The following is a 16,216-nucleotide window of genomic DNA, read 5'->3' as shown; positions in this document are numbered from 1 at the left end:
ATTCCTTCTAGTTCCTGACTAGAAGGTTTTTTTTGGGACGAACACGCACAACATTTCAACATAGTGCGCGTCTGGAGATCAAAACAGCTATGTAGGGAAACGGCATTGCCTTGTCCGGCGCAGGGTGCTGCGACTTTTAATAATTGGTAGAAGATTGAGGATTATTCATTCCTTCTTCCTGATTGCTGATTTCTATCCGATCTCCAAGCCGAAGAGCCTTCTTATTTCTTCCTTCTTCCTTCTTCCTTCTACTATAACTTAAGGAATGTAACTTGGGATAGATGAAAAACTACGGTTTCTATTCCTATACTTAAAAAAGTGTTTAAGTACCTAATTTGGTAAGGCTAGACATCGACAAAGCCACAAGGCATTTGAACATCTCACAATAGAAAGGAGCATTTTTATGAAGAGACTAACTGCATTTCTGAAAAAAATTCGAGCTGTACAAATTTTAACAGTTTTTCTGGCTGGCATTTTAGTATTTGTGAGTACGGCTTGCAGCAGCGCCCCTGATATTATGGCAGGAAAAACTGATGTGATGACAGGAAAAGGAAAAACTGCCGACCAAATTAGAGAAGAAGTGCCGACCGGGGCTGTAACGTCGGAATTCAAAGGCGGCATGAACGATTACAGCGATGTCGATCCTAGAAACAAAAAGGTGACAACAACAGAAGCAAAAGCTCAGCTTCTCAAAGAGCAAGCGCAGCACCGCATTGACACGAAATCTAGCAACAATGTAGGTGAAAATGTGCGGCGGGTAGCGGATGATGCGCCTGAAAAACTAGACCAAATCGGCCAAAAGGTCAAGGACGATGCTCGCACCGCCCAGCGCAAAGCTGATGACTTTGGCGACAAAACCAAACAAGGCTTTGCTAATCTTAAAGAAAACACTCGCGAAGGCTTGAAGGGAGCAAAAGATATTGTTAAAGAAGCCACCGAGGGAGCAAAAGAAAGAGTATCAGAAGGTACTGAGTCTCTGAGATATAATACCGCCGGTGGCCAAGAAAATATCAATGATGCAGCACGAGATGCAAGATAGAAGGCTCAAGATGCCTCAGACAATATTTGCTAGAAAGTGAATGGAGATATTGACTGAACTCAACGAGCAGCCGAAAGAGCGACAGACGACTAATCTCAAATAACGCTGTTTCCTTTTCTGGAAGCTACATTCCGACAGGGGTTAAAACCCCTGTCGGAATGTAGGTAAAGTCAATCGATTTTAGATTTTAGATTTTATAGCGTTTCCTTAGCTGATCAGGTACAACCAATCCTTATCCATTAAGGCTTTTAGCTCTAAAAATGTACCTCATTTGACTGAGAAACGCTATAGATTTTAGATTGAAGCATTGATTCCACGGAGGAATCCGGGGGCTTGTATCCTGAGTGCTTTCGGTCATTTGAAGACTACTGCCTATTAATATTTGATTGGGTTTTAACCGCAGGGAGGGCTATGAGGCCGGAAGTAGAGTGCAGGGGGGTTTCACCACAATCCAACGGCCCTGTCCTTTTCTAGGGGGGACTGGAGTGCCACTGCTTTCACGACGGATTCTTTATAATTTCTATAGATTATACTTGGACTTTTTAAGGTAATAACTTTTTGATCTGCTTTGCGGAAATTTTGGCGATCGAGCTATATTAAATTTAATTAATTAGCAATTGTATGTTTGAAGACATGATAAGGCAGTGTTTATACGGTATTTCGCGTTCATTGAATCGCATTTGAGATTAACAGTAGAAACTTATACGTAAGTAAAAAGCTTTAATCGCGATCGCCCAAGTATAAAATATTGTTCTTTAATAGATAATTTGATTTTTTGATCGACAGCTCGAAAATTATGCTGTTTATGCCCTAAGATAGATAGACTAAGTTTTGTCAAGTTAATGTCTGGGTTGAGGTCAGCCAATATGGACACAATAATAAATGCAGTATATTTGACTAGCGTAATACCGGGGTATCGCTCGATCGCGAAATCGCGCAATCTTACACAGATTCTCGATCGGCTATCGATCGGTGCAGGCGTGAGAAAGACCAACAATTGGCAGCTAAAATTCTCAAACCTACGTCATTGTGGCGGAGGATTTGCGGGAGGTGGTGCTGCCACAATCCCAAAAAGTTGCATTAGCGACCGTTAATTGCATCGGTAGAAATAGTCCTCACCCGAACAGACATTCTCGACGAACTCGAACGCAGACCGATTATTTACAAATACATTAAACATTCCAATCTTTCAATTGATTTTACCTGTTACCTGCTAGATTGAGGTGTATAAATTTTAGCAAACAGAGGCCAGGGATTCGGGATAGATTCGAGCCGTAATCCGCAGCCAATCGACAGGCAAAATGGAGGCAAACCTTATCTTGGGAATTGTGTTTTGATGCTAGTAACGATGATGCACGACTTTTATGATGCACTGGCACATTTGGCAATCTATGCAGATGCCGCACCGGCGGAGCGCCAACAAATCCTGAAGCGCGTTGGGGCTAGTCAGAAAAAACTCAAAGAATTCGCGCATCATACGCCGATAAATTACCAACACAAGTTCGATCTGCTTGAGGCAGAATTGCTGGGCGTTTTGGGACAGACAGCAGAAGCAATGGAACTGTATGATCGAGCTATTACCGGAGCTAAAGCTAACGAATATGTCAATGAAGAAGCTCTTGCCTGCGAACTCGCTGCTAAATTTTACCTGTCATTAGGAAGGGAAAAAATTGCCAGACTCTACATGATAGATGCCTATGATTGCTATGTCCGCTGGGGAGATAGAGCAAAAATAGACGACTTAGAAAAACGTTATCCTCAATTATTAAAACCGATTTTAGAACCAGCCAAACTCCCTGCAAATCCATTAGCAAATTTTCCAACACCTGCGGGGCAAAATCCATCGCTTCATCCATCCATTCATCCATCCATTCATCCGTCTGTTTCGGCGAGTGTCTCAGATTTCGGGAATTTTTCAACACTGCTAAAAGCTTGTCAAGCGCTCTCTAGTGAAAGAGAACTCGATCGACTGATTGCCAAACTGATGCAACTGGCGATGAAAAATACAGGAGCTGACAAAGGAGCGCTGATTTTGCCAAACGGCAATCAATGGGAAATCGCGGCTACCAGCACGCTCGACAATTCGGGAGTCGAGTGGGCGATCGACTTATCATCCGCAAAACTCGATGAAAACAGCGATATCTTGCCCCTTAAAATTGTTGACTGCGTTAAAAATTTATTGAAACCTGTGATTGTTCGGGATCTCGCTCAACAAAGTGATTGGGATTCCGACTCCTACATCCTCAAATACCAACCGCAGAGCCTGCTGTGTTGGCCGATTCTCGATCAAGGCAGCTTAGTCGGCATTTTGTATCTGGAAAATCGCTTAACCGCAAGAGTTTTTACCCGCGATCGCCTGCAACTTCTCAATCTTCTTTCTTCCCAGGCAGCCATCTGTTTGCAAAATGCTCTTCTCTATAAAAAATATCAGGATTACAACCAACAATTAGAGCGATCGCTAGTAACAATTAGCCGAACCGAAGCTCAGCTTGCCGATCAGAAAAAAATGCTCCAAGCGATTCTTGATGTCGCTCCGATTTGGATTTGGATGGTTAATCCCAGTGGTAAAGTACAGTTTTTGAACAAGACATTTTCTCAAGATGTGGGCGTTCCCCTGAGCGATTTCCTAGCTGTCGATCATTATAAAGATATACTAGGGGAGAATGCAGCGGGCTGTCTGGTTTCAGATGCCGCCTGCCTTGCTCAAGATTTGCCGCATTACTCCAGCGAAATTCTCAGACTTGTGGACGGCAAACTACACGATTTAGAAATCACGAAAGTGCAGTTAAAAAATTCCCAGGGCGAGACGATCGGGATTATTGGTTTGGGTGTTGATGCCACCGATCGCAAGCAAGCAGCAGAACTTTTGCAAGAGCAAAACCAACAGCTAGAACGAACTTTAAAAAATTTACAACAAGCACAACTGCAAATCGTGCAAAGTGAGAAAATGTCTGCCTTGGGTAATTTGGTCGCCGGAGTCGCCCACGAAATCAACAATCCGATTGGGTTTATTTCTGGCAATTTAATCGAAGGTAAAAGAAGTTTGGAAGATGTTATAGAACACTTAGAATTGTATCGCTCCGGTGCATCGCAATCGGAAATAGCCGACCACGCCGAAGAGATAGACCTCGATTATCTTTTGGAAGATTTACCGAAAATGATTGACTCAATGCAACTTGGGTGCGAGCGCATTTGCAGTATCAGCAACAGTTTGCGTACCTTCTCCAGAGGTGACAAAGACTACAAAGTTCCTTTTAATATTCACGAAGGCATTGATAGCGCTATTTTAATTTTGAAACACCGTCTCAAAGCAAACGAACACCGGCCGCAGATCGAAGTGATAACTAAATACGGCAATCTCCCTAAAATCGAATGTTTTCCCGGTCAATTGAATCAAGTTTTCATGAACCTGCTTGCCAATGCGATCGATGCCTTAGAAGAGTCAAATATAGGACGCAATTTTAGCGAAATTACCGCCAATCCCAACCGCATCACGATTTGCACGGATATAGTCGGCGAAGGGTACATTAAAATTAAAATTGCTGATAACGGCACTGGGATCAAAGAGGAAATTAAACAGCAGATATTCGACCATTTGTTCACGACGAAAGGTGTCGGCAAAGGAACTGGATTGGGGTTGACAATTGTCCACCAGATTGCGGTAGAGAAACATGGCGGAAGCATCGAGGTGAATGGCGAGCCTGAAGTTGGCACTGAGTTTGCGATCGTTTTGCCTGTGAAGGGATAAATTTGAATTAAAATTCAATGTTTTTTGGGCGATCGGGTAATAAGATATACTGACTTTCATTCGGGTCTTTTTTTGAAAGCCTTGACATAACTCTTTTAAAATAGCATCATTTTTTAAATCAAGCAGTCTGTGGTTTACAAGCTGTTGCTACTGTACTTAATGAACCTGAAATCTGCTGTATTTTAGACGCCCTATAAGTGAGTGCGTCACCCATTTTTAGTTGGGGGATATCTATTATACAAAAAAAATTAATCACCAAGGCTTCGCCCTACAAAAATTTATCTTAAATTTAACCAATCTTGAATTTCTTGCGCTAACCAAGCTGCCTCAACCTCTTTCAAATGGTTCCCTAAGACATAAAAGTAAGTTCCTGTATAGTTGCCTGAACGGATTCTGATTTGATTACCCCCAAAAAAAGAAGTATTGTATATAAAAGCACCCAAAATCTCAGAAAATTCCCCTCTTTGTCCTAAATAACTCCAACCAAATATCTGATGTTCTAGTTTAAAGGAGTTCCGGTTAAATGTAATTTTATTACCATTGCCCACAATCTTAAGTAAGATACTTGTACTTGCTATAATCGTAAACAATCCTAATCCAGTATAAAAATTTGGTTCCCCAAATACTAAGGTAATTGGCCTCCATAACAGTATAATTAATATTCCTATTAAAAAAGCACAGAAAAAAGGCTTTCTGACTAAAGTAGACGGAATTTTAATGTTTAACTCCGTCGCTGATTTGCTAAATTGAATGCGACTGTGAGGTGGTTTAGCAATTTTCCAAACAGTCGGAATTTGAAGATTAGCCCCTTGTATGTTGCCCGATTTCAAAGCTGCTAAAGCGTCTCTAGCCTTGCTGAAACGCTTTTCTAAGGCGATTTCCGTCATCTTCTCAATCCAGCTTACCAAACTGGGATTCACACTCACGCGATCGCTAAACTGAATCCGAGAATCTTTCTGTGGTAAATCCGCAGGAGTCATCCCCGTTAACAAATGAATTAAAGTAGCTCCCAAAGCATACAAATCCGAAGCCACCACCGCCCGCCCCCAAAACTGTTCTAAGGGTGCATAGCCACTCGTTCCTACCACTGTAAACGTTACGCCTGTCACCGCCGCTTGAGCTTGTACCGCACCAAAATCTACTAGATAAACGTGCTGATCTTCCCCCAAAATTAAATTACTAGGCTTAATATCTCGGTGCAAAACTGGGGGGCTTAATTCATGCAAATAAATTAAAATTTCCAGCACTTCACTGGCAATTTTTCGTACTTGTTTTTCTGGAAATTTCTTGCCTTTTTCTAACAATTCCTGAAGTGAAAATCCCGGAATATAATCTTGCACTAACCCAAACCAAGGCAATCCTGATCCGGCTTCCCGCTCCAGGGAAAAATAATCTCGATAGCAAGGAATGCGGGGATGATTTAGGGCCTGCAAAACTTGTGCTTCTCTTTCAAAAAGCTTGAGCTCTTCCCACTGCATTTCCGGGCTAAAAGCTAACATTTTCAGTGTCACCTGTTCTTGAGACTCTAAATCTACTGTTAGCCAAGTTTGATGACCGGCCGCTGTGCGTCCTAAACGCTGTTGCAGTTGATAACGTTCTTGTAAAATTGTTCCTGGATTTAACACAGCCTTGTCCTATTTTTTTACTTACAGGAAATCTTCTTCACTATTAAATTAACTATTTGGCCGAGAGCGTTAAATTGCTAGTAGAAGTAATTACCCGTGCATTTCTCCATTCGGCATAATTGTACCGCGCCACTGAGCACCTGATAAATTAGCAGTGCTCAAATCTGCCCTAATCAAAGTTGTGCGGTGCAAAATTGCCTCCCGCAAATCTGTTCTAGCCAGATAAGCATCAGTCAGATTAGCTTCACTCAAATTTGCCTGATTAAAATTAGCTCGACTCAAATCAGCCCGCACCAAATTAGCTCGACTCAAGTCAGCCATAATTAAATTAGCATTGCTCAACTTAACATCAGTCATAAATGCACCCCGCAAGTTAGCGCCAGCCAATTCAGCATCAATTAACACAGCTCTTTCCAACTTAGCATTTGCCATTACAGCCCAGGAAAAATTTGTTTCTACCAAAGTTGCTTCAGTCAAAAATACGCCATCTAAAATCGCTTCGCTCAAATTTGCCTGAGTCAGATTTGCTTCCCCCAGAGATGCTTCTGTCAAATTCGCGTGACTGAGATTAGCTTTAGTCAAATCTGCACCTTGCAAATTGACGCCCCGCAAATCTGCACCTTGCAAATTTGTACCCCGCAAATTTGCACCCTCAAAAATCCGCGGCTCCTTCCGCAAATTTGCACCCCGCAAGCACGCACCGCGCAAATCTGCACCTTGCAAATTGACACCTCGCATATCTGCATCGCTCAAATTTGCATCGATAAAAACTGCCAAAGAGATATTGGCTCTGCGAAAGTCGGCACCTTGCAAAGTCGCTCCGTGGAAGTCTGCATCGGATAAATTGGCTCCGCTCAAGTTTGCTTGATTTAAGTTAGCACCGCACAACTTTGCATTAGTTAAATTTGCGCGCTGAAGGTTAATTCTGCTCAGGTACGACATCGCTAAGTTTGCACCCCAGAGGTCAGCACTGCTTAAATTAACGCCAATTAAATCGGCACCGCTCAGGTATACTCCTCTGAGATTCATACCTTGAAAATCTAGTTCTCCTGATGTATATCGCCTTAAAATTTCGCTGGCATTCATATTTGTTTTTGTTGTGAATTAGGTAGAATCTGCTATTTCTAGACTGCTTAAGTTTCTGTTCGCGCAGGTGGACTTAATTTTTGTAGCGCCAGACTTAAGTCTGAGAAAATTGATGAAATTTCTTGAATTTCAGTTGACGCAGGCCGAGTTAGTTTGTGTATCCTCAGACTTGAGTCGGGGCATTTAATGAGTTTGATGGACAAATTCTTGAGTCCAAAAAACTGTTTTGCTGCCTAACTGTCGCCCGTGAATTTTCACATGAGTAAGATATTGTGATTTTAAAGTACAGAGTTTTTTGTGAATGTATGTAGCTGTAGCCTGTTGGTTTGGTACTTCAGCAGACTCCAGAATTACATGGAGCCAACCATCTTTAAATCCCGCTGTAGCAGCAATTCCTTTAGGCTGTAGTAATTGATTAATCAATTGGGCGATCGCCTTTGGTTTGCCTTGCTTTGCCATTTCCAGAAGCTGATACTGATTTGCTTTATGGCTAGAGTTTTCCGGCGGTATTTCGGAAATATTGTCTGCCATGTTTTCTGGTATTTCAGAAGGATATTTTCCGCTTTCTTTTGACTCCAGTTCAATCAAAATTTCCAGCAATTTATCTGTAAACTTCTGAACTTTGGCTACATACTCTCTGAGATTTTTATATTTCCAGTACAAACGCTCCTCTACACTTGCCGTAGAAAATTTTCTGTTCAAAGCAGCTTCTAACTGGGTAAATATATTTTCTATTTGCGCCGTTGCGGAGTTAGCACTTTGACTGACTAATCCTGTCATTTCTTCTTCCAATTCCAATTTTCGTTTAATGGAATCGCTAATATTTATAATAACAGGAGCCGCAGGTTCTAAAATTTCGATAATAGTCGGCATTTCTGCAACTGGGAATGTTTCTACGATTTCCTGTCTGAACTCGGTAGCATAATTATTGCTGGTTTCGGGTTCTTTAAACGGTAGATTTTCTGCCGTGTCAGGCACTAAGTAACTCTTTTGAGGGTCATAATGATAATGAGGTGGAGCAGCTTGAAGGATGTGAGTAATCTCGCCTGGATCAAAATAATCGCTGCGTTTGTCCACCAGCTCGATCTCTTCATAAACACTGTTGTTTAAATGTGTCTGATCGTAATCTTCACTACCCGAAGATTCAGCTTCATAGGATTCTTCCTGTTGCATTTTTGCGTAACAAGGATTCATCGCTTTGATGATTACGCTCGCAGCTTGGTCGTTTTCATCCCTGTTGTCGAGATTGCTAGCAGTTCTGTACAACTGAGATTCCAGTTCAGCTAGGCTACCACAGACATTAAACAGTTGTCGCAGCAGAGTGTCAAGTTCTTGAGTTTTCAGCAGTAGCCAGTCGCGATCGCTAAAAGTAAACTGGTGATAAAGAGTAGAAAAAATTAGGATTTTCGCCCTCAGCGGATTTGTTTGTTGCAAAATTTTTTGTCTGACATCAAATAAACTGCCGGGGTTTCTGCCCCTTTCTTCGCTGCTGGGTACTTCCGAACTAAAGTGCTCTTCAAATGCGGGAGCTTCCTGACCGCCAAAACTAGATATGTTTATTTCTAATTTAGTGAAGTCTTCAAATTCATACAGCCTGCTAAGTTGACAGACTATAAGATCTGTTACTAAAGCATATTCGGTTTTTTTATTAACCTTAGAGACTATACTATTTAAAACAGCTTCAATATCTTCTAACCTGCTGTATTTGGCGCACAGTTCTTCGATTAATATCCTTACATCTGCGCTGGTGAGTTGGGCAGGGTCGTTTTCCCAGAAGTCTCTACAAGCAAAAAATATTATTTTTTTAATGCGCGAAAGATTCACGTCTTGTTCTAATTCGCGAACAACTTCATCTAAAATAGATAAAGCTTTCATAGTTTTCCTCCCATAAAAATACCCTGTCAACACTCAGCAAGAAATAATACAATTATACCACATTTGATAAATGCAAGACTTTGATGCGATCGTAATTGGCAGCGGTATTGGGGGCTTAGTCGCTGGCTCAATGCTAGCTCGCTACGGCAAGCGGGTACTCGTCTGCGAGAGCCACATCATAGCGGGCGGGGCGGCTCACAGCTTTTCCCGCCGGGGATTTCACTTTGATTCGGGGCCTTCTTTTTATTGCGGTTTGACTGACCCCCGGTCGTTTAATCCTTTGCGGCAAGTTTTTGATGTTTTGGAGGAATCGATCGCAGCAATTTCCTACGATCCGCTGGGGCATTACCATTTTCCAGAGGGAAGTTTACCGATTTATGCTAATGCGAGAAGTTACTTAGATGCTGTAGCTAAGTTCGCACCGCAAGGTGCTGTAGAATTACAGCAATTTCAACAAAATTTATTACTTTTGTATGAAGCTTTGCGTGGAATTCCGGCTTTAGCGCTGAGATCCGACTGGCAGTTAATACCTGTTTTGCTGTCTCGGTACTCGCCTGCTTTGCTGAAGCTGTTGCCGCTAGTAGGTGCGATCGCTGGTTCAGCAGGTTCCTTGATGGATCGGGACGTGCGTGACCCTTGGGTGCGGCGTTTGATAGATTTGGAGTGCTTTTTGCTGTCGGGTTTGAAAGCGCACGGAACTGTCGCCCCGGAAATAGCTTTTATGATTGGCGAACGATCGCGCTGTGCGATCGAATATCCTGTAGGTGGCAGCGGTGCGATCGTCGATGCTTTAGTCAGAGGTTTGCAGCGCTGGGGAGGAAAATTGCGCTTGGGAGCTCCCGTCGAGCAAATATTAGTTGAAGCGGGCAAAACCACCGGTGTTCGCTTGAAAAATGGCGAAGTTATCCGCGCCCCAATTGTTATTTCAAATGCCACAATCTGGGATACTTATACAAAATTACTGCGGCCTGAAGATTTGCCGGAAAGCTACCGAAAAAACGCTTTATCGATGCCCGCCGTAGACAGTTTCATGCACCTGCATTTAGGAATTAAAGCCGAAGGACTCGAAGGTTTGACCGGTCACCACGTCGTCGTTCACGACAGCAAAATTGACATTACAGTGCCCGGAAATACTTGCATGATTTCGATTCCTACAGTGTGGGATGCAACTCTCGCGCCGCCCGGACATCACGCCATTCACGCTTATACATTGGAACCTTACGAAGGTTGGGAATATGGCGAATTGTATCAGCAGAAAAAGCAAGAGCGATCGCAATCTCTGTTTCAAGCTTTAGAAAAAATTATACCGGATTTGCGATCGCGGATAGTCTTAGAGTCGATCGGCACACCGCTAACCCACGCCCGATTTTTGCGCCGATATCAAGGAACTTACGGGCCTGCAATTGCCGCCGGAAAAGGCACATTTCCCGGCCCGCAAACACCAGTCAAAGGCTTGTATCGCGTGGGAGACAGCACCATGCCCGGAATTGGCGTGCCCGCCGTCGCAGCATCGGGTATTTTGTGCGCGAATACTTTGGTAAATTCCAATGTTACAGCACAATTTTTGTAAGCAAAGGAAGTTCGGCAACGGATTATGTAACGGATGTAACGGATGTAACGGATGTAACGGATGTCAGGAAGAAGGAAGAAGGAAGAAGGAAGAAGGGAGAAGGAAAAAGGAAGAAGGAAGAAGGGAAATTAAGTGGTTCCCTGCCTCTGGCGGGGAACCGAGATCCAGAGGCTCTGCCTCGCTGGCAAAAAAACAGGAGGCAAAGCAATAGTGAAATGCGTTCCCAGCCAGAGCCAGGGCACGAGGAAAAGACTACTTTTTACAAAATCTGCCTGCTGCCAAAACTGATTATCCACCAGCGGCAAAAGCGCCCATAATTGCGATCGATAAAGCCAAACCTGGCAACAGTAGCAATCCTAACATTAAAGCATCGTGTCCGCTCATCACTTTCTCCTGATATTGACCTTTGACATTATACTCTATAAACCGCAATCTTGCCTCGACCTTAATAATTAATTAAAACCTACATATAGATTCAGGATTGACAGGACAAATTTTATTAACAATGGGATTCCCGCGCAAGTCCAGCGTAGTTAACTTTTGCAAAGATTGCAGGGAACTGATATCAGAGATTTGATTGTTGTACAAGTCTAGTAAAAATAAATTATTTAAAGCTTGTAGCGCGCTGCTATCCGAAATCGGATTGTTGAACAAATAAAGTTCAGTCAAATTAGTTAACGATTTCAACGGACTGATATCTGATATTTGATTGTTACCCAGGTTTAGTTCAATTAAATTAGTGAGCGATTTCAAAGGACTAATATCGGATATTTGATTTTGGAATAAAACCAATTTATTTAAGTTTGTTAGAGATTCCAGCGGAGTAAGGTCAGATATTTCATTTCCGAAGAGAAACAGCGTTTTGAGATTTTTCAAGGAAGCCAGCGGGGTGATATCCGATATTTTATTATTGTAAAGGTAGAGTGTCTGGAGTTCAGTTAAATTTGCCAGAGGAGCGAGATCGGAGATTTGATTTTTGTAGAGAATCAGCGCATTTAAGTTAGTTAAATTTTTCACCGGAGTGATGTCGGAAATTTTGTTGTCAAACAAGACAAGTGCGGTAATATTAGTTAGACCTGCTAGGGGACTGATATCTGAGATTTGATTGGTATCGAGAACGAGTTGAGTCAGATTTATTAGATATGAAAGCGGGCTGATATCTGATATTTGATTGACATCTATAACCAGAGTTTTCAGGTTAGTTAAAGCTTGCAGGGGAGCGATGTCAGATATTTGATTACTACCGAGGATGAGATTAGTAAGTTGAGTGAAAGATGAGAGGGGGCTGATATCAGTAAGTTGAAGGTTTTTGAGGTTAAGTTCTGTTGTATTAGAAAGCAGTTCGTTGGCTCGATCGCAATCTGAAGTATCTGATATTTGCAACAGTATTTCTACCGTATCTTTGGCGCCGGGAGAGATATTTTCTTTGTGCTTGCACCACTCGGCAAAGTTATTATAATTTGTCATGGGCTGTGCTGCCTTAATCGATTTTAGATGCGAGATTTGAAATTTTAGATAAGTATAGCAATTCTATTTCATTTGTGAATGAGATTTTTTTCGGATTTTGAGAAATTTCCGCAAAAATTGTGTAAAGTAATCTTAACATCCTTAATTGCATTGCATTCGCAGGAGCCAAGAGCCAACTATGACACCAGAACTAATTTTTAATTTCGGTAATCTGTTCGTTGTGCCTTTCTGGGCAATTATGATTTTATTACCCAACTGGGGAATTACCAGAAAAGTGATGAATTCCTTTATTCCGTTTGCGATGCTCGCTGTTTTGTACATATATTTGTTTGGTAGCAGTCTGACTGCGGAAAATGCGGCTGCTTTATCCAATCCTAAGTTAGCAGATATTGCTAAGTTTCTGGGGGAAGAAACGGCGGCGGCTACGGGATGGATACATTTTTTAGTGATGGACTTATTTGTCGGGCGCTGGATTTATTGGGAAGGACAGCGGACAGGAGTTTGGACGGTTCATTCTTTGGCTTTGTGCTTTTTTGCGGGCCCGATGGGATTGCTTTCTCATATTGTAACTGCTTGGATTACTCAAAGGTTTTTCCCAAGTTCTGATGCGGCGGAAACTGCTACTTCATCGGTTTAGGGAAAAGGTTTTTAATACCTTGGATGTTATAGCAATCCTTGCAGGAGTCGGAAATTTTTGACCCCACCGCAACCCTCCCCTTATCAAGGGGAGGGAGTAAGAAATTCACAAATGATTTACGATGGTTATAGTATGTGAATTACAGGTAGGGGTGAACTCGCGGCTACAGAATTTTAAGAATTGGCTAGGGGCAGCACTAAACGAGCCACAATTAAATTGTTTTCTAAGATTTCTAAAGAAAAGTTTCCCCCCATTAAGCGTACTGCTCGCTGACAAATTAAAAGATTTTGCACGATCGACCTATGGGAATTAGAAACCGCTAATATATCGGGTTCGGAATCCCCGTTGAAAGCTGCAATGAAGTGTCGATCGCACGCGCCGCTATCGATCACAGATAATTCTAACAAATCTTCCCCCAACAACTCAGAGCGAATCTCAATTTTGGCGCCAACAGCAGAGCGCCTGCAAGCCGTCGCCAGCAATTCGCACAGGATCAAATCCAGCTTGATGCTGTCCCCGCGAACGCTCAAAGTCTGACCCGCAGGCATCGACACAGCAGTTTCTCTGTGCACTTCCAGCAAGACTTGAGACTGTTTGACCATGGGGGCCGTTCGATCGAGCGAGCGCCTCAGCCAAGCGCTCACAGGCACCGCATCTTGTCCGAATTGCAGCCGCCACTGTTCCTGTTTCAGCAGCAAATGAGTTGACCCCACAGCATTGCCAATGTGTCGCAAAACCTGTTGGTAGCGCAAAGTTTTCAGAGCATCCTTTTGTTCCTTCGCCGACTGCAAAATCGACTGACTCAACTCCCCCAACTCCTTCACCCCCGCTCCCACAGTGCGGTAAAAGTCCTCAAAACGGCGCTGTTTGTACCAGTTGAGCAACTCCAGATCCAATCGCTGCGACTCCTGGATCGATTGCACCGCCAAATACCTGCGCCACCAAGCCAACTGAGACGCCATCGAGCTGAGTAAACTCACCGACAACTCCGACCACTGGCGGCCCGGAGCGTCTGCTGCCACCACAATGCCCGCCGGAGCGTGTTCTGGGGCCGTCCGCAGTGCCACCGTCAGAATCTCGCCAATTCCCGGACTGCGGAGCCACCGCTTCGTCGCCAGTTGCAGTTGGCTCGTGCTCTGTTGCAGCACCCCGCTAGCAGCCAGCGTTTGTTGGATCAAGGCATCTGTTTTGACAGGAATCACCGCCTCGGGATTGAGCGCAAATACGGGGTTGGCAGCTAGCGCCGTCGCAATTGAACCTTCCTCCTCACCGGGATTCCAAGTAATTACGGCTACTAAAGGACAGGAAAGTGTTTGGGAAACGTGTTGAGCAAAGTTACGATCGAGCTTTTGTAGCGGCAACTCTGGGAACATCGTCGGTGAAGCAGCAGATATCTCTTGCTCAGATTGCTCATCAGGAGAATGGTGCAAAACCGCCAAACCCGATTTGAGCGATCGCTCAAATTGCTGATATTTGTCAATTGCCGAACTCTGCTGCCACGAATGCAGGATCAATCCGAGTTGTTGGCTTACTAGCCGAACTAATTCTTGTTCAGATCGCCTCCAAGTGCGAGTGGCACTGTGCCCGACAACCAGCAAACCCTCGATCGATTTTCGATTAGCGATTTTAGATTTTAGATTCGGGTTTTCTCCCTCTTTCTTTTTCCCCCTCGTGCTCGATGCCAAAAGCGATCGCACCCCCGCCTCCCCCAACACATCCCGCCAAGCGCCCAACCGCCCATCTTCCTCCCAATTTTCAATAGCCAGAGGTTCGCTTTCTTGCAACAGCCCCACGTCAGCCACATCGAGGGCATTGAGTGGCGACGGCACTGGCCTGCGATTGCGGGGCTGATTTTGGCAGACAATTTCAAAGCGATTTTGTTCTTCGCCGTACAGCAGCAGCAAAAAGTATTCGCATTTGAGCCGATCGCACAACTGTTCGGCGGTATTTTTCAAAGTCGCCTCCCAGTCAGCATCGCTGTAGATGGCGTGAGCTATTCCGGCAGTTAAATCTCGATCGATCTCAGTTTGTTGAATTTTCTCCTCCATCTCCGACACAGGAGCCGTCAGAGCCACTAACTGCGCCACCCCCCGCAGATAATGCTTTTCATTGTCTTGCCAAATCCGGGGTTCGCTGGCTTCGACTGCCAAAAATCCCAACAATTCCCCTTCTGAAACAATCGGCGCAGCCAACAGAGAGCGAGCCCGGATTTGCTGCATCAACCGCCCCGTCAGCTCAGTTTTCAGAGAACTTTGAGATTCACCGATCCAAACCATTTCTTCCCTGCCCAAAGCCTGATAAAATTCGCCCAAGTCTTGAACGGTGATGCCCGAAGCCGCTCGGCCGGGCCCGCCCAAACCCGGAGCAACTTCGCGGTTGCTGACTCGGCGCCAAAAATAGCGCCGCTCTCGCTCGAACCAATAAACATTGGTGCGTGTCGGCTCAGTAAATTCATGAGTTTGTTCGACAACCGCTTGCAAGTATTGGTCGAGCGATCGCAATTCCCCCAACTGCGAAATCAGCGCTAAAAGAGACTCATCTGGGTGTTTAACTTGTTGTCGCTGCCAGTCTTTTTCTATTTGGTAAAGAGCAGTTGCCAGCGCTCCAAATACGATCGCCAACTGCGTTTTTTCCCCCGACTTGGGCGACGCTCCCCATACCTCAGTGCCGAGCAAAATCACGCCGTAGCAGCGGTCTTTGTAGCGGAGCGGAAACAGAGTCGTGCCTTGAATATTGAAAGTTTGAGCTGCTTTGCGCCATTCTCCGGCTCTACTTTCCGATCGCAAATCCGGGACTCCCACAGGCCGAAGCTGAATCACCACTTGTTCGAGCAAATCCCCTGGACTGAGAGCAAACCGCTGTTTGAGAAAAGACTGGTCGCCGTTAGGAGTTATGCCGCCTTTCCCGAACAATCTGTGGGCCTGTCGATCATACAACCCGATCCAAATCAACCCCCAGTCAAATTCCGCTTGCAAGTAACCGAGTGTGGTCGAAAGTAACACTTCAACATTCTCCTCTTCTCGGAGAGTCTGGAGAACGCGCTCTAGGGTCGCGATTTGTTCGTCTAAATCCTTTGGTCTTTGCTGCTGCCCCATTTCCAAGCTTCCCCGCACCTTGTCTAATTTAAAATTACTAACTTAAATATTCAAAAAAATAAAATGCCAAAGAG

General features: G+C 44.1%; 11 protein-coding genes. 6 read left to right on the top strand and 5 right to left on the bottom strand.

What is annotated here, in order from left to right:
- The first annotated feature begins 403 nt into the window (after positions 1-403).
- The 3 genes from Q5691_RS19330 to Q5691_RS19320 all read left to right on the top strand — a co-directional run bounded on the left by Q5691_RS19330 (position 404) and on the right by Q5691_RS19320 (position 4,787).
- Complete coding sequence (locus Q5691_RS19330; RefSeq protein WP_333215591.1) at positions 404-1,039, top strand: DUF6658 family protein; 636 nt, start codon at positions 404-406, stop codon at positions 1,037-1,039.
- Positions 1,040-1,905: 866 nt separating this feature from the next.
- Positions 1,906-2,133 (top strand): hypothetical protein, encoded by a 228-nt coding sequence (locus tag Q5691_RS19325; RefSeq protein WP_333215592.1) that lies wholly within the window; start codon positions 1,906-1,908, stop codon positions 2,131-2,133.
- A 242-nt stretch (positions 2,134-2,375) separates the two neighbouring features.
- Positions 2,376-4,787 carry an ATP-binding protein gene (locus Q5691_RS19320; protein ID WP_333346408.1) on the top strand — a complete coding sequence of 804 codons (2,412 nt, stop codon included), beginning with the start codon at positions 2,376-2,378 and terminating at the stop codon, positions 4,785-4,787.
- A 278-nt stretch (positions 4,788-5,065) separates the two neighbouring features.
- Here the strand turns inward: Q5691_RS19320 and Q5691_RS19315 are convergent, their stop codons facing one another.
- The 3 genes from Q5691_RS19315 to Q5691_RS19305 form a co-directional block, all read right to left on the bottom strand.
- Positions 5,066-6,412 carry a serine/threonine-protein kinase gene (locus Q5691_RS19315; RefSeq protein ID WP_333311541.1) on the bottom strand — a complete coding sequence of 449 codons (1,347 nt, stop codon included), beginning with the start codon at positions 6,410-6,412 and terminating at the stop codon, positions 5,066-5,068.
- A gap of 90 nt (positions 6,413-6,502) precedes the next feature.
- Positions 6,503-7,498, bottom strand: a complete 996-nt coding sequence (locus Q5691_RS19310) for a pentapeptide repeat-containing protein (protein WP_333214117.1) — start codon at positions 7,496-7,498, stop codon at positions 6,503-6,505.
- Between the two features lie 183 nt (positions 7,499-7,681).
- The gene (locus tag Q5691_RS19305) at positions 7,682-9,373 is read right to left on the bottom strand and encodes a hypothetical protein (RefSeq protein ID WP_333311542.1); all 1,692 of its coding nucleotides are present in this window, start codon (positions 9,371-9,373) and stop codon (positions 7,682-7,684) included.
- Positions 9,374-9,443: 70 nt separating this feature from the next.
- Between Q5691_RS19305 and Q5691_RS19300 the strand changes: the two genes are divergently transcribed.
- Positions 9,444-10,943, top strand: coding sequence for an NAD(P)/FAD-dependent oxidoreductase (locus tag Q5691_RS19300; protein WP_333214121.1), 1,500 nt, complete (start codon positions 9,444-9,446; stop codon positions 10,941-10,943).
- Positions 10,895-11,260, top strand: coding sequence for a hypothetical protein (locus Q5691_RS19295; RefSeq protein ID WP_333346393.1), 366 nt, complete (start codon positions 10,895-10,897; stop codon positions 11,258-11,260). Before Q5691_RS19300 ends, Q5691_RS19295 begins: the two co-directional genes overlap by 49 nt.
- A 139-nt stretch (positions 11,261-11,399) precedes the next feature.
- On the opposite strand, the gene Q5691_RS19290 is transcribed toward Q5691_RS19295, so the two are convergent.
- Positions 11,400-12,410 (bottom strand): leucine-rich repeat domain-containing protein, encoded by a 1,011-nt coding sequence (locus tag Q5691_RS19290; RefSeq protein WP_333272137.1) that lies wholly within the window; start codon positions 12,408-12,410, stop codon positions 11,400-11,402.
- A gap of 178 nt (positions 12,411-12,588) precedes the next feature.
- Here Q5691_RS19290 and Q5691_RS19285 point away from each other — a divergent pair, with 178 nt between their 5' ends.
- Positions 12,589-13,047 (top strand): ABA4-like family protein, encoded by a 459-nt coding sequence (locus Q5691_RS19285; protein ID WP_333346390.1) that lies wholly within the window; start codon positions 12,589-12,591, stop codon positions 13,045-13,047.
- 173 nt (positions 13,048-13,220) lie between these two features.
- On the opposite strand, the gene Q5691_RS19280 is transcribed toward Q5691_RS19285, so the two are convergent.
- Positions 13,221-16,142, bottom strand: coding sequence for a GAF domain-containing protein (locus Q5691_RS19280; RefSeq protein ID WP_333346388.1), 2,922 nt, complete (start codon positions 16,140-16,142; stop codon positions 13,221-13,223).
- Positions 16,143-16,216: the final 74 nt, after the last annotated feature.

Origin of the sequence: Microcoleus sp. w1-18aA5, from assembly GCF_036701705.1 — a bacterium.
Classification (GTDB): Bacteria; Cyanobacteriota; Cyanobacteriia; order Cyanobacteriales; family Microcoleaceae; genus Microcoleus.
Note: the sequence above shows the minus strand (reverse complement) of the source record. Positions and strands in the feature narration are given on the sequence as shown.